Annotated in this window: 15 protein-coding genes; 8 read left to right on the top strand and 7 right to left on the bottom strand. The window is 60.0% G+C overall.

Features of this window, described 5'->3' with window-relative positions:
- Nucleotides 1-69: 69 nt before the first annotated feature.
- Nucleotides 70-393 (bottom strand): hypothetical protein, encoded by a 324-nt coding sequence (locus tag H035_RS0100190; protein WP_022947000.1) that lies wholly within the window; start codon nt 391-393, stop codon nt 70-72.
- Between the two features lie 29 nt (nt 394-422).
- A complete protein-coding gene (locus tag H035_RS0100185; RefSeq protein WP_022946999.1) occupies nt 423-1,463 on the bottom strand; it encodes a multicopper oxidase domain-containing protein in 1,041 nt (346 codons plus the stop codon).
- A gap of 694 nt (nt 1,464-2,157) precedes the next feature.
- On the opposite strand from H035_RS0100185, the gene H035_RS17435 reads away from it, so the two are divergent.
- Genes H035_RS17435 through H035_RS17430 form a run of 7 tightly spaced genes read left to right on the top strand, consistent with a single transcriptional unit; the run spans nt 2,158 to nt 13,630 of the window.
- Nucleotides 2,158-3,513, top strand: a complete 1,356-nt coding sequence (locus H035_RS17435) for a TolC family protein (RefSeq protein WP_022946998.1) — start codon at nt 2,158-2,160, stop codon at nt 3,511-3,513.
- Nucleotides 3,503-4,792, top strand: coding sequence for an efflux RND transporter periplasmic adaptor subunit (locus H035_RS0100175; RefSeq protein WP_022946997.1), 1,290 nt, complete (start codon nt 3,503-3,505; stop codon nt 4,790-4,792). The genes H035_RS17435 and H035_RS0100175 overlap by 11 nt, the downstream gene beginning before the upstream one ends.
- A complete protein-coding gene (locus tag H035_RS0100170) occupies nt 4,785-7,934 on the top strand; it encodes an efflux RND transporter permease subunit (protein WP_022946996.1) in 3,150 nt (1,049 codons plus the stop codon). The genes H035_RS0100175 and H035_RS0100170 overlap by 8 nt, the downstream gene beginning before the upstream one ends.
- Nucleotides 7,935-7,966: 32 nt before the next feature.
- Complete coding sequence (locus H035_RS0100165) at nt 7,967-10,546, top strand: heavy metal translocating P-type ATPase (RefSeq protein WP_022946995.1); 2,580 nt, start codon at nt 7,967-7,969, stop codon at nt 10,544-10,546.
- 24 nt (nt 10,547-10,570) lie between these two features.
- On the top strand, nt 10,571-12,259 hold the full coding sequence (gene glgP, locus H035_RS0100160) for an alpha-glucan family phosphorylase (RefSeq protein ID WP_022946994.1): 1,689 nt from the start codon (nt 10,571-10,573) through the stop codon (nt 12,257-12,259).
- 6 nt (nt 12,260-12,265) lie between these two features.
- The gene (locus tag H035_RS0100155; protein ID WP_022946993.1) at nt 12,266-12,859 is read left to right on the top strand and encodes a carboxymuconolactone decarboxylase family protein; all 594 of its coding nucleotides are present in this window, start codon (nt 12,266-12,268) and stop codon (nt 12,857-12,859) included.
- Nucleotides 12,860-12,874: 15 nt separating this feature from the next.
- The gene (locus H035_RS17430) at nt 12,875-13,630 is read left to right on the top strand and encodes an SLOG cluster 4 domain-containing protein (RefSeq protein WP_022946992.1); all 756 of its coding nucleotides are present in this window, start codon (nt 12,875-12,877) and stop codon (nt 13,628-13,630) included.
- A gap of 50 nt (nt 13,631-13,680) precedes the next feature.
- Here H035_RS17430 and H035_RS0100145 read toward each other — a convergent pair whose 3' ends face one another.
- The 5 genes from H035_RS0100145 to prlC form a co-directional block, all read right to left on the bottom strand.
- Nucleotides 13,681-14,853: an ABC transporter permease gene (locus H035_RS0100145; RefSeq protein WP_022946991.1), complete on the bottom strand. Its 1,173-nt coding sequence runs from the start codon at nt 14,851-14,853 to the stop codon at nt 13,681-13,683.
- Nucleotides 14,853-16,013, bottom strand: coding sequence for an ABC transporter permease (locus H035_RS0100140; protein WP_022946990.1), 1,161 nt, complete (start codon nt 16,011-16,013; stop codon nt 14,853-14,855). Before H035_RS0100140 ends, H035_RS0100145 begins: the two co-directional genes overlap by 1 nt.
- Before the next feature lie 186 nt (nt 16,014-16,199).
- A complete protein-coding gene (locus tag H035_RS0100135; protein WP_235044520.1) occupies nt 16,200-16,865 on the bottom strand; it encodes an ABC transporter ATP-binding protein in 666 nt (221 codons plus the stop codon).
- A gap of 26 nt (nt 16,866-16,891) precedes the next feature.
- Entirely contained in the window at nt 16,892-18,142 is a 1,251-nt protein-coding gene (locus H035_RS0100130; RefSeq protein WP_200861509.1) for an efflux RND transporter periplasmic adaptor subunit, read from the bottom strand.
- 225 nt (nt 18,143-18,367) lie between these two features.
- A complete protein-coding gene (gene prlC / locus H035_RS0100125; protein WP_022946987.1) occupies nt 18,368-20,413 on the bottom strand; it encodes an oligopeptidase A in 2,046 nt (681 codons plus the stop codon).
- A gap of 104 nt (nt 20,414-20,517) precedes the next feature.
- Here prlC and H035_RS0100120 point away from each other — a divergent pair, with 104 nt between their 5' ends.
- Nucleotides 20,518-20,874 carry a hypothetical protein gene (locus tag H035_RS0100120; RefSeq protein WP_022946986.1) on the top strand — a complete coding sequence of 119 codons (357 nt, stop codon included), beginning with the start codon at nt 20,518-20,520 and terminating at the stop codon, nt 20,872-20,874.
- Nucleotides 20,875-20,888 lie beyond the last annotated feature (14 nt).

Genomic DNA, 20,888 nt, shown 5'->3' with positions numbered 1-20,888 from the left:
CGTTTATCAGTATAGCCACATTTTGTCGGGTTTTTACCACTATCAAAATGGCAAATTCATCTCCAAAATCTACCGGGAGAGTGATACTTGTTGTGTGTCAAGGCCCGCGAGATTATTAACGGGTGATTTAAACAATTTGGGGGTTTTCTTATACCACTGCGCCATGGTCTGCATCGGGGTTTGATGCTGGAGGGTACGCTGGGGGATAGGATGCAGGTAAAGCTGGGTATTGCGTTCCAGGGTAGTGGTGAACTCCTTGCCGTTATTGGTCAGCACCTTCTGGATCTTGACGGGGCCGGTAGTAGCATCTCCTGCTTCACCAGCAAAAAGTAGGAAAGCAGCAAAACAGGGGAAAGCCTTACCGGCTGAAACCGGCAAGGCTTTTTTCGTCATTCCATGTCGATTTTATAGATAAAAACGGCTTATTGATCGAGCATCACCCCCGGCGGCAAAATTTGATAAGTCGTCACCATGCCGGCGTCGATGTGATCGGAAACATGGCAGTGATATAGCCACTCGCCGGGATTGTCCGCGGTCATATCGACGCTGATCATCTCGGCCGGAAGCAGCGAGATCACGTCCGTCCGCCGCACTCCCCATCGTCCTACTTTGACGGTCTTGCCGTGCCAATGAGGCGTATGGAGATCGACTTCGTTGCCCATGCCGAGAACATGCCAGCGAACGGTTTCTCCGTATTGGGCGATCAATCCTTTGAGATTTCCGAAAATATAGCCGTTGATGCTGTGCATCAGGCCCGGCTCTTCTCCTTCCGCCATGTCATGAATAAAGAATGCGGTCACAAACTCGCGATCCACGTCTTTAGGGCTTCCGTCCGGCCGGGCCCAGCCTTCCCGGGTCACGATGATCGGCCCGAGGAGCCCTTCGTTGACATCGGTGGGTTCGTGGATATGGGAGTGATACCACCAGACTTTGGAGCTCGATTCGCCGGGAGAAGGACCGCTTTCCGCGTCGGCCTGCCACTCGTAGTCGAAGCATTCGCCCGGGGGGATGGCCGCCCCCAGGCCCGGTCCCTGCCCGGAGTTGACGCCGGAATAGTGGGCCCCTTCCTGGTCCTTGGTATAGCGCAGGCCATGGGGATGTAGACCGGTCGGACGGTTGGAATGGTTACAGAAATGCACCCGGATCACATCCCCCACCTCGGCACGCAGAATGGGACCCAAAATGCCTAACCATTCCGGCTGAGTAACCGGTGTCTGGAAATCGGCGCCGGTATATTGGATGAATCGGGTAACAGGAAAGCTGTGGCTGTCGGTCCAGGGTTTCGGGATTGCGCACGGCTCGGCTTCCGGATAGCAATGCACCAGATTTTGCCCGGTGGGAGCGAAATCCCAGATTTCTTCTTCGGCCGCCAGGTAATATTCTCGGACCTGGGCCTGTCCGACCGCGGGCAGGATGAACAAACAAGCGCATAGGGAGACAAAATGTACTGATCGATTTAACATGGGAAAAGTCCTTATTATTTAAAACACAAGATTGCATGCAAATGATAACTGTTCTTAATTGCATTTCAATGTCTATTTATGCATTAATCACCTCATCAGGCCAACTGACCGGGCAACAAATTGCGTTAGGGAATAGGAGAGGGCTACAATTAATCAACTTAGTTATCCTGAGATGGATGCAGTGGCGAGACTCTGCTTGGCAGCACTGAAAATCGGCTTGCCCCTTCTGATGATTTGGCTGGGAAACCCGCACGTCGCTTTCGCCGGCGGGCAGGACCCGTTAGTGCCGGAGAATCGTAACCCCCGAATCTTCCTCCACGAGACCGCAGGGCATTCGCCGCAACCAATCCAGTCCATTCGGACGGCATCTCCCGGCATCGTCATCGTTTCCGCTTCTCCACGCTTTGCCTCTATGCCGCCGTGCCCCCATTGCTCGCCGGGCTGCGCAACCCACCACGGGGCATGCAGTGCCGGCTGTTCGGTTGCCGTGCCAATTTCCGCTTGGGAGATGGTGCCGCCACCGTTGACGTTCAGCCGTATGCGTGGTGCAAATCACCCCGCCCTCGAAATCACTCTGCCTCCGCCGCACAAACCGCCCCGAATCCTCGCTTGACGGCATGACCGGCGGAAGCCGGCAGGAGAATCGGTTTGTTTCTTGTAAAACCGAATCGTTGTGTCTTATGCGAGGATATCCATGTTTCTCAAATGGTTTTTATTGATCGGCCTGGCGCTGCTGGCTGGAGGTACCGCGGTCGCCGTCGAGGAGCGCCGGGCCGAGCCGCTCACGGTGGCGGCCGCGCTGGCGCGGGCGGAACGCGCCAACCCCTCCCTGGCCGCCATCCGCGCCCGCTACCAAGCGCTCAAAGCGGTGCCTTCGCAAGTTGGGAGCTTGCCCGACCCCGAAGTCAGCTTCAACGCGTTGAATCTGCCCGTGGATACTTTCGATATCCCCCAGGAGCCCATGACCCAATTGCAGTTCGGAATCAGTCAGGCGATTCCCTTTCCCGGCAAATTGAGGCTTAGGGAAGAGGCGGCCGAGTGGGAAGCGAGAGCGGCGGGTGATGCCGTCGAAGAAAGGCGGCTCCGGCTCCTGCGCGACGTGGAGAAGCTCTGGTGGCGGGTGTTCTATTTGGATCGGGCGCTGGAGATCATCACCGCCAACCAGGATCTTTTGCGCCAGTTCGTGGAGATCGCCCAAACCAAATACAAGGTCGGTCAAGGGCTTCAGCAGGACGTGCTGCTGGCGCAACTGGAACTGTCGCGGCTGTTGGATCGGCAGCTGCAATTGAAAGGCCTCAGAACTCAGGAAACGGCGCGCTTGAACGCGCTTCTCGATCGACCCGCCGATGCTGCCGTGCAACTGCCCGACAAGGTGGAACCGCACCTGGACCAAGCGCCTTCGGAGAAAGTGCTGTTCACCCTCGCAGAGCAATCCAGACCGCTTCTGGCCCGTTTTCAAAACCAGATCGAAGCGGCGCGATCCCGGGTTGAACTGGCCGAAAAAGAATTGCTTCCCGACTTCAAAGTAGGCGCCTTCCACGGCTTCCGCAGCGGCCAGAATCCAGACGGCACCAGCCGCCCCGATTTTTTGAGTTTGAAGTTGAGCATGAGCGTCCCGCTCTACTTTTCCCGCAAACAAGCCAAAGCGGTGGATCAGCGGCAAAGCGAGCTGATCCGCGAACAGTTCCAGTGGCAGGACGTCTGGAACCAAGTGCGCGCCGAGATCTCGGCGGCCCTGGCCGATTACCGCCGCGCCCGCGAACAAGTCATTTTGTTCGATCAGGGCATCATTCCCCAGGCCCGCCAGACGGTGGCCTCAATGCTCGCCGGTTACCAGGTAGGCAAGGTGGATTTCCTCAATCTGGTGTCGGCGGAGATCACCCTCTACAACTACCAAATCCAATACTGGAAGACCCTGGCCGACGCCCGCCAGGCACGCGCGACACTTTGGGCCGCCGTCGGTGGAATTGCCCCCCACCCAACCCTCCCCCCAGCGGGGGGAGGGCCAGGGAGGGGGGAGAAAAACGGAGAGAAGCACCATGCCGATTAAATGGATCCTGATTGCCCTGCTCGCTTTGGGGCTTGGCCTGGGAGGCGGTTATTGGCTGGCGGTCAGGCATGGAGAACAACCGACCACGACGGTTTCCGAGAAAAGCGCCGAGTGCGCACCGAAGTTCTATCGCCATCCCATGAACCCCGACATTACCTCCAAAACGCCGGCCAAGGACGAGATGGGCATGGATTACGTACCGGTCTATCCGCCCGGTTGTGGAGAGACACCGGCTTCATCCGGCCCGCCGGGAACGGTGGTGATCGATCCTACGGTGGTGCAAAACATCGGGGTCCGCACCGCCGAAGTAACTCGGCGCGACTTTGCCCATCCCATCCGAACGGTGGGCCGAGTCACCTACAACGAGGATCTTCTGGCCCGCCTCCACCCCAAAACCGAGGGCTGGATCGAGAAAGTCTACGCCAGCGAAACCGGGGAATTCGTCCGCAATGGCACCCGGCTTCTCAGTCTTTATTCCCCGCAATTGGTGGCCAGCGAACAGGAATATCTGTTGGCGCTCAAGAGCTTGAAAGTGCTGGAGGACAGCCCCTTCAAGGATATCCGCCGGGGAGCGCGGGAAATGGTGAAAACCTCGCGCGAGCGCCTGGAGCTATTGGATGTGCCCCGGCATCAAATTCGCCAACTGGAACAGACCGGCGAGATCATGAAGAGCCTTCACATCCATACCCCCTTAAGCGGTTACGTGGTTCACGTGGGGGTGCGCGAAGGCCAATACGTCACCCCCAAGACGGAGCTCTATCACGTGGCGGATCTGAGCAAGGTGTGGGTCTATGCCGACATCTACGAATACGAACTGCCCTGGGTCAAGGTCGGCGATCCGGCGGAAATCCGCCTGACCGCGGTGCCCGGCCGGGTATTCCGGGGCAAGGTGGTTTATATCTACCCCTATGCCGATCCTCAAACCCGCACGGTCAAGGTGCGGCTGAAGTTTCCCAATCCCGATCTGCTCCTCAAGCCGGATTTGTTCGCCAACGCAACCATCCATACCCGGCCCAAGCCGGACGTCCTGTCCATTCCTTCGGAAGCGGTGCTTCGCACCGGGACCAAAAACCACGTATTCGTGGTCGCCGGACCGGGCCGCTTCGAGCCCCGGGAAGTGACCGTGGGCGTGCCCTCCAACGGCCGGGTAGAGGTACTGGAAGGTTTGGCCGAGGGGGAGAAAGTGGTCGTCTCCAGTCAATTCTTGATCGATTCCGAGTCCGAATTGAACGAGGCCATGCGCAAACTCACCAAGCCTAAAGGAGACGGCCATGATTGAAAAAATCATCGACGCCTCCCTCAAGAACCGCTTTCTGGTCCTCATCGCCGCCGTATTGCTGCTGGCGGGGGGAACGTGGGCGGTGCGCACCATTCCGCTGGACGCCATTCCCGATCTTTCCGACGTTCAGGTGATCGTGTTCACCAAATATCCGGGCCAGGCCCCCCAGGTGGTGGAGGATCAGGTCACCTATCCCCTGACCACGGCAATGCTGGCGGTGCCCAAAGCGAAGGTGGTGCGCGGCTATTCCTTCTTCGGATTTTCCTTCGTCTACATCATCTTCGAGGACGACACCGACCTGTATTGGGCCCGCAGCCGGGTGCTGGAGTATCTCAACTACGTGGCCGGTCGGTTGCCGGAAGGGGTCACTCCCACCCTCGGCCCGGACGCCACCGGCGTGGGCTGGGTCTACGAGTATGCCCTGGTGGACCGATCCGGCAAGCATGACCTGGCCCAACTACGCTCACTCCAGGATTGGTATTTGCGTTATCCTCTCCAGACGGTGTCCGGCGTATCGGAAGTGGCCTCGATCGGCGGTTACGTCAAACAGTATCAGGTGGAGGTCGATCCCACCGCGCTATTGGCCTACAACCTCCCTTTGGCCAAGGTCAAGCGGGCGATCCAGCGCTCCAACAACGACGTGGGCGGGCGCCTCATCGAGATGGCTGAAACCGAGTACATGGTGCGCGGGCTGGGTTATATCCAATCCCTGGATGATCTGAAAGCGGTCCCAGTGGGGGTGGATGCCCACGGCACGCCGATCCTCCTCCGGGACGTGGCCAACATCCATCTGGGTCCCGAGCTGCGCCGCGGCCTGGCGGAATTGAACGGGGAAGGCGAGGTAGCCGGCGGTGTCGTGGTGATGCGTTTCGGTGAGAACGCGCTCGCCACCATCCAAAGGGTGCGCGAAAAGCTGGAAGAACTCAAACAAGGGCTGCCGGAAGGGGTGGAGATCGTACCGGTCTACGACCGCGGCGACCTGATCGAACGCGCGGTAGCCACCCTCCAGACAGCTTTGGCGCAGCAGCTTCTGATCGTCAGCCTGATCATCGGCCTATTTCTTCTTCATGTCCGCTCCACATTGGTGGCGGTCATCAGCCTGCCCCTGGGGGTGCTGGGCGCCTTACTCCTCATGAAGTGGCAAGGGCTCAGCGCCAACATCATGTCCCTGGGAGGCATCGTGGTGGCCATCGGCGACATGGTGGACGGAGCGATCGTCATGGTGGAGAACGCCCATAAACACCTGGCCCGGGCGGAAAAAAGCAAGGGGTCAAAACTGACCCCCTCGGAACACTGGCAAGTCATCGGCGAGGCGGCGCGGGAAGTAGGGCCGGCGCTGTTCTTTTCGCTCCTGGTGATCATGGTGGCGTTTCTGCCCATCCTTGCCCTTCAGGCCCAGGAAGGGCGGCTGTTTTCCCCGCTCGCCTTCACCAAGTCCTACGCCATGTTGGTGGCGGCGGTGCTGACCGTCACCCTGGTACCGGTGCTGCTCGGCTATTTCGTCCGGGGAAAAATCCTTCCGGAAAACAGAAACCCGACTATCCGCCTATTGCACGCTCTGCACGCTCCGATTTTGAAGATTGCCATGCGCCATCGTTGGATGAGCTTGGGAGTCATGGCGCTGATTCTGGCTTCGACCTGGTATCCTTTTTCCCAACTGGGCAGCGAATTCATGCCGCCCTTGGACGAGGGGGATATCCTCTACATGCCCACCACTTTTCCCGGCGTCTCCATCACCAAAGCCAAGGAAATCCTGCAGCAGACCGACAAGATCCTGAAAACCTTTCCCGAGGTCCATCATGTATTCGGCAAGGTGGGGCGCGCCGAAACCGCCACCGATCCCGCGCCCTTGTCAATGATCGAGACCACCGTGCGCCTCAAGCCTAAGTCGAAATGGCCCAATCCCGACAAAACCACCCAAGAGCTCATGCAGGAAATGGACCAAGCAATCCGTTTCCCGGGCATCGCCAATGCCTGGACCATGCCCATCAAGACCCGCATCGACATGCTCTCCACCGGAATCAAGACCCCGGTGGGGATTAAGGTTTCGGGGCCCGATTTGAGCGAGCTGCAACGGCTCTCCAAAGCCATCGAGCGCACCATGAAAGACCTGCCCGAAACCGTCTCCGCCTTCGGTGACCGGGCGGTGGGCGGCTATTACGTCGATTTCGCCATCGACCGCCACCAGGCGGCCCGTTACGGTCTCACCGTCGGCGACGTGCAGGACGTGATCCAGAGCGCCATCGGCGGCATGAATATCACCTGGACCGTAGAGGGACTGGAACGTTATCCGGTCAACTTGCGCTACCCGCGCGCCTACCGCGACAATCTGCAGATGCTCGAGCGGGTGTTGATCCATACCCCCACCGACGCCCAGATCCCGCTGTCCCAGGTGTCGGAGCTGAAACTGCGGCGCGGACCGCCGGTGATCAAGACCGAGGATGCCCGTCCCAACGCTTGGATCTACGTGGATATCAACACCTCGGACATCGGCGGTTTCGTCGCCCGGGCCAAGCAAGTGTTGGCGCAGCAGGTGAAGATTCCACCGGGATACACCCTCAGCTGGTCGGGCCAGTTCGAATACATGGCGCGAGCGGCCAAGCGCCTACAACTGGTTATTCCGATTACCCTGGGTCTGATTTTCCTGTTGTTGTATTTCACTTTCCGCAACTTCACCGAACCTTTGTTGGTCATGCTGACCGTCCCCTTCGGTTTGATCGGCGGCATTTGGCTGGGCTGGCTTTACGGCTTCAATCTCTCGGTAGCGGTGGTGGCCGGTTTCATCGCCCTGGCCGGCACCGCCGCGGAAACCGGCGCCGTATTGCTCAAATACATCGATGTGGAAGTGGACGAGCGGCGCAAAGCGAAAAACGCGCCCTTGACCGTCCGGGAAATCCGCACCGCCGTGGAAGAGGCCACCGCGCTTCGGGTACGTCCGGTGGTGATGACTGCTATCACCACCATTCTAGGGCTGGTGCCCATCTTCTTGAGTAGCGGCACCGGCTCCGACCTGGCCCGCCCCATCGCCGTGCCTGTCCTCGGCGGAATGACCACGGTGATGATCACCACCCTGCTGATCTTTCCGGTAATGTACAGCCTGGTGATCCAATGGCAAGAACCCACGCCAAAAACCGCTCCTTGAGTCCCACGAACATCCCGGCAAAGGAGAACCCGATGAAACGAGAAATTTCCCTGACCGCCACAGGACATGCGACCAGTCTGTTTCTGGCGCTTTCCTACACCCTCTGTGTGATCTGCTGCCTGCTGTTTCCAGAACATCAGCTTTACTTGAGCTGGCAGAAGCTGCTGCCGGGTTTTACCTGGCTGAGTTGGCCGAGTTTCTTTCTCGGATTGGCGGAAAGCTACGCCTACGGATGGTATTTCGCGCTCATTTGGGTGCCGCTGTATAACTTCTTCCACCGGCCGGCTTCCCCCACCCAACCCTCCCCCCAGCGGGGGGAGGGCCAGGGAGGGGGGTCGCGAACGCCCTCCGAGCCCATGCCGCCGGGGTGTACTTGCCGTACCGTGTGCCGCTGCCCGAGTCACCCGGATGTGAGCTCGGACCGGCCCGGTTACTGTCCCGAATGCGGCCGGCCGCTGGAACCGGTCCGGGAATATGAAGCCAAGGCAGTCGAATATACCTGCCCCATGCACCCGGAAATCGTTCGAAATGAACCGGGCAGCTGCCCCAAATGCGGGATGGCCCTGGAACCGCGAACGGAGGAGGCTCGGTCAGCCGAGGAGGAGGAAAACCCGGAGCTGGCGGCGATGAACCGCCGCTTCTGGATCGGCCTGGTCCTGGGCTTGCCGGTGGTGGTGCTGGCCATGGGCCACGACCTCATCGCCGACATTTTACCCCCCGCATTGACCGCCCGGAGGCTGCAGTGGATCGAACTGATGCTGGCCACGCCGGTGGTCTGGTGGGCAGGCTGGCCGTTTTTCGTGCGCGGCTGGCACTCGGTGGTGCACTGGCGGCTCAACATGTTCACCCTGATCGCGCTGGGGATCGGGGTGGCCTGGACCTACAGCACAGTCGCGGTCCTGTTTCCCGATCTCTTCCCTGCCACCCTGCGCACCGCCGAAGGCCTGGTGCCGGTCTATTTCGAGGCGGCAGTCGCCATCACCGTGCTGGTGCTGTTGGGTCAGGTGATGGAGCTCAAGGCCCGCAGCCGGACCAGCACCGCGATCAAGGAACTTTTGGGGCTGGCCCCGCCGGTCGCCCACCGGGTCAAATCGGACAGCGGCGAGACCGAGGACATCCCGCTGGAACAAGTGCGGGTGGAAGACCGCCTCCGGGTCAAGCCGGGCGAGAAGATCCCGGTGGACGGGAAGGTAATCGAAGGCCACAGCAGCGTGGACGAATCCATGCTCACCGGAGAATCGATTCCGGTGGAAAAAGGTCCCGGAGACAAAGTGGCCGGCGCCACCGTCAACGGCACCGGAAGTCTCTTGATCCGGGCCGAGAAAGTCGGTTCCGACACCCTTTTGGCCCAAATCGTCCGCCAGGTCGAGGAGGCCCAGCGCAGCCGGGCGCCGATCCAGCGGCTGGCCGACGTGGTCGCGGCCTGGTTCGTGCCGGCCGTGATCGGAGTGGCAATCGTAACCTTCATCGCCTGGAATATTTGGGGTCCCGAGCCGCGCCTGGCCCATGCCGTCATCAATGCGGTAGCGGTGCTGATCATCGCCTGTCCCTGCGCTCTCGGGCTGGCCACTCCCATGTCCATCATGGTGGGCGTGGGGCGGGGCGCCCACGGCGGTATCCTGGTCAAGGACGCCCGCGCGCTGGAAACCATGGAAATCGTGGATACGGTGGTGGTGGACAAGACCGGCACCTTGACCGAGGGCCGGCCCAAACTGGTCGCCGTGGAAGCGGCCGGCATGGACGAGAAGCGTTTGCTGACCCTGGTGGCAAGTCTGGAGCGCGCCAGCGAACATCCCCTGGCGGCGGCCATCGTCCGGGGCGCCGAAGAGCGGGGAGTGAAACTCCTGTCGGCGGACGATTTCCAATCGGTCACCGGGCGCGGGGTAACCGGCCGCGTGGATGGACATAAGGTGGTCCTGGGCAATCAAAAATTGATGGATGAAACAGGCGTCTCCCTGGACGACCTTGCCTCTCGCGCCGATGAGCTGCGCCGGGAAGGACAAACGGTCATGTTCGTCGCCGTCGACGGCGATCCCGCAGGCCTCATCGGCGTGGCCGACCCGATCAAGGAAACCACCGTGGAAGCCTTGAAGATCCTTTCCGACGAAGGCATGGAAGTGGTGATGGCCACCGGCGACAGTCGCGCTACCGCCGAGGCGGTGGCGGCCAAACTGGGCATCGAGCAGGTGTTTGCGGAGGTGCTGCCGGAGGACAAGACCGAAATGGTGAAAAAATTTCAAACCCAAGGGCGAATCGTCGCCATGGCCGGGGACGGGGTCAACGACGCACCCGCCCTGACCCAGGCCAACACCGGCATCGCCATGGGGACCGGCACCGACATTGCCATGGAAAGCGCCGATATTACCTTGGTGAAGGGGGATCTGCGCGCCATCGCCAAGGCCCGACGCCTCTCGGAGTCGGTCATGAGCAACATCCGCCAGAACCTGTTCTTCGCCTTCGTCTACAACGCCCTGGGCGTGCCGGTGGCCGCCGGCGTGCTATATCCCTTCTTCGGCATTCTGCTCTCGCCGATCATCGCCGCCGCGGCCATGAGCTTCAGCTCGGTGTCGGTGGTGCTCAACGCGCTCAGGCTCAGGCGGGTCAGATTGTAATCATTAACTCAGAGGAGGCCGGACATGCTTGATGCATTCATCCACCAACCCCGCGTCGCCTATTTCTCCATGGAAATCGCCCTGCAAAACGAGATTCCTACCTACGCCGGCGGGCTGGGGGTGCTCGCCGGCGATACCCTTTACTCGGCGGCGGATCTGGAAATCCCCATGGTGGCGGTGACCCTGGTCAGCCGGGGCGGGTCTTTCCGCCAGGAAATCGACGCCGACGGCCGCCAGACCGAACAGCCCGACGGGTGGAATCCGGCCGATTTCACCTGCCCCCTGGAGGCCAAGGTGGCGGTGACCATCGAAGGCCGGCAGGTGTGGGTGGGCGGCTGGCTGTATGTCCTGAAAGGGCATATGAACGGCCGCCAGCCGGTGATCCTGCTCGATACCGACCTGGATGAGAATACCCCCGAGGACCGCACCATCACCCATTACTTGTACGGCGGCGATCAGGACTACCGGCTGAAGCAGGAGATCGTGCTGGGGATCGGCGGCATGCGGATGCTTCAGGCATTGGGATTCGAGATCCGCCAGTACCATATGAACGAAGGCCACTCCGCCTTGCTGACGGTGGACCTTCTGCGCCGTTACGCCTATTCCGCCGAGGAAGTGCGTCCCGGTGAGCCGAAGTATGACATTCCGCGGGTTCGGGATCTATGCATCTTCACCACCCATACCCCGGTGGAGGCGGGTCACGATAAATTCGACTACTCTCTCGTCGAACGCCTGCTGGGAGCAATCGTCGATGGACAAACGCTCAAACATTTCGGCGGGGAGGACCGGCTCAACATGACCCGGCTGGCCCTGAACCTGAGCGAATACATCAACGGGGTGGCCAAACGCCACGCCGAGGTTTCCCGGAAGATGTTCCCCGGCTATCACGTTCACGCCGTCACCAACGGCGTCCATCCTTTCCGCTGGACCTCGCAGCCTTTCAAAACGCTTTACAACCGTCACCTTCCCGGCTGGTGCCACCAGCCGGAACTGTTGATGCGGGCCGAATGCTGTCTGGCCGATGCCGATATCCGGGAAGCCCACCAACAGGCTAAACAGATCCTGATCGACAAGGCCACAGAGTTGTGCGGCATCGAACTGTCCCCGGATACTCCCATCATCGGTTTTGCCCGCCGCATGACCGCCTACAAACGCCCCGATCTGTTGTTCACCGACCTGGAGCGGCTGAAGGCGATCGCCCGATCGATGCCGATACAGATCGTTCTGGCCGGCAAGGCCCATCCCCGGGATGCGGACGGAAAGCGCCTGATCGAACAGCTTCATCGTCACATCGGGGAGCTTTCCGGCACCATACCCATGGCGTTCCTGCCCGACTACGATCTGGAGATCGCCCTGGCCCTCACGGGCGGCTGCGATCTCTGGCTCAACACCCCGTTGCCGCCCCGGGAGGCCTCCGGCACCAGCGGCATGAAAGCCGCGTTCAACGGCGTTCCGAGCTTGAGCGTTTTGGACGGCTGGTGGGTGGAAGGGTGCATCGAAGGGGTGACCGGCTGGGCCATCGGCGATGGCGGTGCCGGCCACGACGATGCGGCGGCCCTCTACGAGAAACTGGAAAAATCAGTTCTTCCCTTGTATTACCAAAATCCTTCCGGCTGGATTGGTGTGATGAAGCAGGCAATCAGCAAAAATGCCGCTTATTTCAACAGTCATCGGATGATGCGCCGCTATGCGTCCGAGGCTTATTTGAGGTAATGCCCCATGCGTATCCAGCCCAAATCCCTGAACCGCTATCCCTGGTGGCTGCGGCCGTTCTTTTGGAACCAGAAGCGCAAATACGGCCAGGTGCTCGTGCCCGGCCTGTTATGGGGGCGGGTGCCCAAGCTGTTCGCCGCGGTTGCTTTGCTCTATGGCGTTCTCGACCGCAGGCGCTCGCCGATCGATTCCGTCCTGCGCTGCCTGGTGACGGTCCGGGTTTCCCAGATCAATCACTGCCGATTTTGCATCGATATCAATTCCTGGCTCCTCGCCCGACGCACCGGCTCCGAGGAGAAGGTGCGGGCGGTGGCCGACTGGCGGGAGAGCGATTCGTTCGACGAGCGGGAAAAGGCAGTCCTGGAATATACCGAGGCGATGACTTACCCCGACTTCGGGGTGAATGACCGGATGGTGGAGAGGCTCAGGACCTGGTTTGACGAAGACGCCGTCGTCGAACTGACGGGTCTGATCACCTTCCAGAATCTTTCCAGCAAGTTCAACGCCGCCCTGGATGTTCCGCCCCAGGGATTCTGCGAGGTTTTTTCCGGGAGTGAGGAGGACGGCGACGAGAGTGTTGCTGAAACCGAAAAGGCTTAATCCGGAGGTGTGAAGATGGTTTTGGATCCCGTTTGTCGGATGCAGATTTTCCCCCGGGAGGCGCAGGCCACGGAGATTTACCGGGGCAGGCTGTACTACTTCTGTTCTCCCGGGTGCCAGGAACGCTTTTTACAGGAACCGGAAAAGCACGCCCCCGATGTATCGGCCATGCGCCTGACGGTCGGTGTCATGGGATCGGCTGCGGAGCAAATTCCGGAAGCCGTCGGAGCCAAGGCTTTCTCTTTGGGACAATACATTGCTCAAGCACAACTGGCATTAATCACCGGCGCCTGTCCGGGCCTGCCCTACCAATGCGCCCGTGGAGCTTATCAGCAGGGAGGAGCATCAATCGGCATCTCTCCCGCCCTCAGCCTGGACGAGCATCTGTTGAAATACCGATCTCCGGCGGATGTCTACGACGTCATCATCTATACCGGCAGCGGCCTGATGGGAAGGGAAGTCACCAATATCCGTTCCAGCGACATGGTCGTGATCCTGGGAGGACGCTCCGGAACCCTGGGCGAATTCGCCATCGCCTATGACGAGGGCAAGCTCATCGGAATTCTGGAAGGAACCGGCGGCATCACCGAACAAATCCCCGAGATCGTCGCCAGTTTCAAAAAGGATAGCGGGGCGCGCCTGGTCTACTCGCAAGATCCGGGAGTGCTTATCCAAGAAATGACAAACGCCTATACGCAGCATCATTTCCGCCGCCCTTCGTGTTTTTGCTCATCGGGTTTTACCAACGAAATGAAGAGCTGTTCGAGTTAGATGGGCAATCTAACCATCTTCTCCATGGTGGCTGCCGCTATAAAGTGGATTCACTCCGCCCTGAGCGCATCGACGATGTCCATTCGCGCGGCCCGGAGCGAAGGCAGGAAACCGCCGACAAGCCCCATGCCAAGGGCGAACCCCAGGGCTTTGACGATGATGGGACGGGTCAGGGTGAAGGAAAAGGCGATTTCGGCGAAGGTCTGCCAGTTCATGGTGGAGAGCGTCAAAAACTGCATGATGGAAGCGCAAACGATGCCGACGACGCCCCCCACCGTCCCGATGAGCAGCGATTCGAGCAGGAAGGCGGCGAGGATGCTGACGCGGGAAAATCCCAACGCCCGCAGCGTTCCGATCTCCCGGGTTCGGCTTGCCACCGATGCGTGCATGGTGATGACGGCGCCCACCACGGCGCCGATGGAAAAGATGAAGCTCAGGGTCAGTCCCAGGATGTTGAGAAAATTCGCCATCATTTCCGATTGCTCGGCATAAAAGACGCTTTCCCGCTCGACTTCCAGCGGCAGTCGCCGATCGGCGTCGATCCGCTCCCTCACCGCTTCGAAGCGGGACGGATCGGCGAGCTTGAAGATGAGAGAAGAATAGTCCGTCCGCCGGAAGGCCTGCATGAGCTGCTGGGCATCGCCCCAGATTTCCGAGCCGAAGCCGGTGTTACCCGCATCGAAGACACCAACCACAGTCCAATCGCGCAGACCGAAGCGAATACGTTCGCCCAACCTCGCCCCCCTGAAACCTCCAGCGATTTTATTGCCGGTGACGATTTCCGAGGTACCGGGGCGAAACCAGCGCCCTTCAGCGAGGGTGACCCTGGGCCGCAACCGGAATCCGGTGGGTGACAATCCTCGGATCGTCACGTTGGACGGTTTGCCGGTGTCGCGTTTGGGCAAGGCGATGAGGACCACCGATTCCTTGGAAACGAGCGCTTCGCCGTCGAGCCCGCGGGCGATCTCGGAATAGCTGGCGATGATATTCGCCTGCTCCCGAGTGACGGCGCTTTGAATTTCGGTTTCGGCGCCCCGCCGGGTGACCATCACATTGTTTGGGCTCCCCGTCGCTACCAGGGTTCGTTCGAGCCCTTCGGTCAGCATCAACACCGTGGCGAAAACGTAGACCACCAGCGCCATGCCCGCGGCGGTCAGACCGTTGGTCGCTTTTCTGGCCCAAAAGCTTTTCACCGAATAGAGATAGGGAATGTTCGTCTTCATCAGCCGACCGCGCCGAGTCCCTGACCGACGGGCGCCTTGACCGCGCGCCAGACCGGAAACACGGCGGCCCCGATTCCGACCCCGATTGCGGTGGCCAGCGCCGTCAGCACAGTCATTGAAGAGATCTCGAACACCGGAAACAAGGTCCCCATCTGCAGCGCGAACGCCTCGGCCAAGGGATAGGATGCGGCGATGCCGGCAACCCCACCGAGCGAGGAGATGATTAGCGATTCGCAGCCGATGAGGGCGGCGATGAACCAAGGGCCGAATCCCAGCGCCTTGAGTACGGCGTATTCGCGCTTTCGTTCGCGTGCGGTCATGGCCATGGTGTTGGCCATCACCGCGAGCATGATGCCGATCACGAGCAGGGACACCACCTCGATGGCGGTCAGAATCGCCTCGGACATGGCCACGAACCCGAGCTGGAACGCTTTTTCCGTTTCCGTGAGGGTCTCGGCGAGGGAATTCTCAAATTGGCGGTCGATGGCGGCGGAAATTTCGGCGGCCCGGTCGGCCTCCTCAATCTCGACGATATAGATGCCGACTTTGTCGATCCCCGGCGCACCGCGCTGCTTGAGGGTTTCGTTGAGATTATCCCAGTGGAAGAAAAACTGGGTCTCGTCGGTGGTTTTATCAACGCCCCGATAGATGCCACGCAGCACGAAGCTCCAGGTTCCCGGATAGATGGTGCCTCGGATGGGGATCACATCCCCCACTTCCCAATCGTATTGTCGCGCCAACTTACGCCCCGCGATGGCCCCCATGCGGTCGTGCAAAAAAGCCGACCGCTCCGTTTCATCGAGGAGGTATTCGGGGTAAATATCGAAATATTTGGATTCGTCGATGGCGAACTGGGGGAAAAAATTCTTTTCGTCGATGTAAATCCCGCCGAACCAGTTCGCATAGGTCACCGCCACCACGCCGTCGACCTGGCGAATTCTATTTAAATAACTCAAGGGCAGGGGAAACACGAGCGAAATGGCGTTGCGCGTCACCAGGCGTTTGGCCGAGGTGGCATTGGCGCCCGCATACCAGGCGTCCACCACGGTGCGAAGCAGAACAAAGGCCATGACCGCGATGAGAATCCCGGCCAGGGTCAACGCGGTGCGCAGACCGTGACGCAAGGTATTTTTGATAACGAGCTTGATGAATAATCCCATTGTCCCGCGTCGTTTTCCCTCAACCATGGGCATGTGGATAAGTCATTCCCAACGCTTTTTAGGAGCCGGAGAGAGTGCTCCGGGATCGTTCGCAGCATGGATGCTGCGATTCGAGCGTACACGGAGGTATTTACAGCGTGTCTCGGAGCACTCTCTCCGGCTCCCTTCCGAGAATATCAACGGTTTCTAGGCGTTTAGACCCGCCTTATCATTCAAAACCCCCTTGTCCAGATGCCGCACGATGTGCGCTTTTTCCGCCGCGCGCTGATCGTGGGTGACCATGATGACGGTTTTCCCCACCATGGCGTTGAGCTGGGCGAGCAAGGCCATGATGTCTTCGGCCGCGACCCGGTCGAGATCGCCGGTGGGTTCGTCGGCGACGATAATGGCCGGATCGGTCACCACGGCGCGGGCGATGGCCACGCGCTGCTGCTGCCCGCCGGACAATTGGGCCGGGATGTGATCCATGCGATCCTCAAGCCCCACCAGCTTGAGCACCAATTCCACGTGCTCGCGGCGCTCGCGCCGGGACAGACCGGTCAACAGCAGCGGCAACTCGACGTTCTCGAAGGCGGTCAGAACCGGCATGAGGTTGTAGAACTGGAAAACGATTCCCACATGGGCGGCGCGCCAGTGGGCCAGTTCCGATTCGGTCAAGCGGGCGATATCGGTGCCGGCCACTTGGAGAAAACCGCCGCTGGGGGAATCGAGGCCGGCGATCAAATTGAGCAGGGTGCTCTTGCCCGATCCCGAAGGACCCATGAGGGCGATAAACTCGCCTTCGGCAACGGAGAGATCGATGTTTTCCAGTACCGGCACGATCTGATTGCCGCGCCGGTAGTGCTTGCTCAATTTTTTAATCTCCACAATGGGGGGCATCAATCCGACCGCTCGCGTATTCGGGCGCCGTCCTTGAGGTTCGGGGGTGGATCGACCACCACTTCGTCGCCCGATTCGAGACCTCGCCGGATTTCGATGAGCTCTTCGAACACTGTACCGGTCTCCACCGGAACCCGCTTGACCCGCGCTTGTTCCACCACAAATACCGAGGGGCCGGGATTTTTGACGATCGCCGCGGACGGAACGGCTTTTCGGGGCTTGCGCTCCTCGGCGGACAACGGCTTGGATAGAAACGCCACCTTGGCGCTCATATCGGGCAGAAGGCGCTCGTCTTTGTCGACGAAGCTCACCTTGACCAGAACCGTGGCCTTGCTTCGGTCGATCGTCGGCACGATCCGGTTGACCCGACCCCGGAGCTTGCGATCGGGCAGGGCATCGAGTTCGATTTCGCACGGCTGACCGACCTCGACCTTGAGGAGATTGGATTCCGATACATCCGCTTCCACTTCCAGGGTATCCATATCCGCCATGGTCACGACCGCCGCTTTGGAGTCGATCGACGAAGAGAAGGGGGCGACCACATCGCCGATATCGGCATTTTTGGTCAAAATAATGCCGTCGAAAGGCGCCCGGATGCGAGTATACTCCTCGGCGACCCGGGCCGCTTCAAATTCGGCCCGGGCCGCGGCGATTCGGGCGCGCGCGCTGTTCAGGGCGGCCCGGGCCCGATCGTTGCGGGCGATCTCGGCATCCAGCGCCTGCTGGGAAATGAAGTTTTTCTCGATCAAGGCTTTGGCCCGGCGCAGACGCAAATCCGACTCGACCAACTCCGCCCGCGCTTCCCTCGCTTCCGCCTCGGCAAGACGGATATTCGCGGCGGCCTGTTTCCTGCCGGCGACCACGTCCTCGTCTTCCAGCTCCGCGATTACTTGGCCTTGTTTGACGTGACTGCCTTCCTGCACGTCGAGTCTTTCGAGCCGTCCCGTCGCCTTGGATGCCACGTCCGCCTTGGTCTGGGGCACCACGTAGCCGGTGGCGCTGAGCAGGGTATAGGCTTGAGACGGATAGACGCGTTTGACCGTGGCGGTGTCCACTTCGATCCCTCGGGAGAACCATCGCATCGCCGCAGCGACGCCGAGCAAGACCGCCAAGGCGAAGAAAACAAAGCGCCACGGGATGCGCCGCCGAAATCGGCCGGCCGTCCTTTGGGCGCTGCGGTCGATTTTCAGCTTTTCGAGGTCGCTGTTTTCCACCCCTTGCCTATCCTGTCCATGCAGCGAATTGCTCACGGAATCTCGTAACGATGCAACGACAAATGTTCGACGAACGTTGAATCCATTTTGTCGTTCTCTGGATCTGTCGACATTCAGCGGGAGCCGGTGAGAACGCTCCGGGACCGTTCGCAGCAGGACGCTGCGATTCGAGCGTACAGGGAGGTATTCACAGCGTGTCCCGGAGTGTTCTCGCCGGCTCTTGATTTCTAGCGGAATTTATCCATGTCAACACAGCCTGGTTCATGTTTCTGTCACGATTCCGCTGTGGCGCAGGAGGGCGTCGATTTTCGGCTCGCGGCCGCGGAAAGCGACGAAAGACTCCAGAGCCGGGCGGCTGCCTCCCCGCTCCAAGATGTGTTCGAGAAACGCGCGTCCGATCGCCGGATCGAAAAGCCCCTCCTCCTCGAAGCGGGAGAAAGCGTCGGACGAAAGGACCTCGGCCCATTTGTAGCTGTAGTAACCCGCCGCATAACCACCGCCGAAGATATGGGAAAAGCCGTGGGCGAAGCAATTGAAGCGGGGCGGCTTGAACACCGCCACTTGCTCGCGGACCTCGTCCAGAATCGGGTAGATCCGCCCGCCTTGATCCGGATCGTATTCCAGGTGGATGCGGAAATCGAACAAAGAAAACTCCAGCTGCCGGACCATCATCATCCCCGACTGGAAATGCTTGGCCGCGAGCATTTTGTCGAACAGCTCGTCGGGCAGGGGTTCGCCGCTGCGGTAATGACCGGAAATCAAACCCAAGGTTTCCTTTTGCCAACAGAAGTTTTCCATGAACTGGCTGGGGAGCTCCACCGCGTCCCATTCCACGCCGCGAATGCCCGAAGCCCCGGAATAATCCACCCGGGTCAGCATGTGATGGAGACCGTGGCCGAATTCGTGAAACAAAGTGAGCACTTCGTCATGGGTCAAGAGCGCCGGATCGTCGCCCGACGGCGGGGAGAAATTGCAGGTGAGGAAGGCCATGGGCACTTGGACCTGGCCCTCCAAGCGACGCCGGGCGATACACTCGTCCATCCACGCTCCGCCGCGTTTTTTGGGCCGGGCGTAAAGATCCAAATAAAAGCGCCCCCGCACCTCGTTTTGCCGGTCGCGGATCTCGTAGCAGCGCACCTCCGGGTGCCAGGCATCCACGCCTTCCAGTTCCCGGATTTGGAAACCGTACAGCTTTTCCACCACCCGGAACAGCCCCGGCACCACCTTTGTCGCCGGAAAGTATTGCTTGACCTCTTCCTGGGAGAGCTGGAATTTATGCTGACGCAGTTTTTCCGAATAGAACATCAGGTCCCAGGCTTCCAGCGCCTCGACCTCGTGGCGGTCGCGGGCGAATCGGCGCAGCTCGTCCAAATCCCGCTGCGCCACCGGCTTGGAGCGTTCCGCCAGCTCCAGCAGGAATGCCAGCACCTGCTTGGGGGTGTCGGCCATCTTGGTGGCGAGGGACAATTCGGCGAAGTTGGCATAGCCCAGCAGTTGCGCCTTCTCGTGGCGAAGGCTCAGAATCTCCTCCATAACCTTGGAATTATCCCAGCGGCAAGCGTTGGGACCTTGATCGGAAGCCCGGGTCACGAAAGCCTCGTACACTTCCCGTCGCAAAGACCGGTCCTCGGCGTAGGTCATCACCGCGACGTAGGACGGAAACTCCAGGGTCAGCAGCCAACCGTCCAGATCCCGGGAAGCCGCCGCCTGGCGGGCCAGCGCCTTGGCGGTGTCGGGCAGACCGGCCAGCCGGGATTCCTCGGTGATATGTTTGGTCCACGCATGGGTGGCATCGAGCACGTTTTCCTCGAATTGGCTGGAGAGCTTGGACAAGCGTTGCTCGATCTCCTTGAAGCGGGCCTTTTTATCCGCCGGCAAGGCCACCCCGGCCAACTGGAAATCGCGCAGGGCATCGCGGAGAATCTTCTGCTGAGCGGCATCGAAACGCTTGAATTCATCGCCTTCGAGGATGGCCCGGTGAGCCTCGAACAAGGCTTGGTTTTGGCCCAGGTCGGTGGCGTATTCGCTCAGCTTGGGCAGGCAGGCGTTGTATGCCTGGCGCAAAGGCTCGGTATTAACCACCGAGTTCATATGCCGCACCGGCGACCAGGCCTTGTCCAAGCGGTCGTCCATATCCTCCAGCGGCCGAATCAAATTCTCCCAGGTATATTGCCGATCCTCCCTCAGCAGACGCGCCACCCGTTCGCGGTTTTCCGCCAGGATCCGGGTAACGGCCGGTTCCACGTGCTCCGGCTGGATTTCGGAGAACCGGGGAAATTCTTGGGTTTCGAGTAAGGGATTGGTCATCGCTTCGCCCTGAACTTATTTTCGATGGGCCCATCTTAATCGGTGCGCGGGAAAACACAACCGAGGAGGAATAAGGAAAACATGTATAATGACAGGCTTCTGACATGCTCCCGGCCTGCATTCTGATGCGAAACTCCTTGGTGGAACCCGGATCGCTGGATGAATTGCGCCTCTGGTTTCAACATCGTTTGCACCGCGGTGGGGTTCGATTAGACCGTAGCGGCCTCAGTTACGACGGGAATACGCCCTACGATCTATTGTATTACCGGCTGCAGAAGGAAGCCGCGCGGTATTGGCGGGAAACCTACGGCTTCGAACCGACACCGGGGCAGTTGAGCAATGCGTTTTTCAAGGCCGAATTCGAACGATTCCGCAGCCGCCATCCACCTTTTCGGCGTTGGTATCGCAAAATGAAGTGCTGGCTTAACTTCACCCTCCTCAGCTGGTGGGGGCATTCTTAGATTTTTGGATTAAT

This window comes from Methylohalobius crimeensis 10Ki (assembly GCF_000421465.1).
GTDB lineage: Bacteria > Pseudomonadota > Gammaproteobacteria > Methylococcales > Methylothermaceae > Methylohalobius > Methylohalobius crimeensis.
Note: the sequence above shows the minus strand (reverse complement) of the source record. Positions and strands in the feature narration are given on the sequence as shown.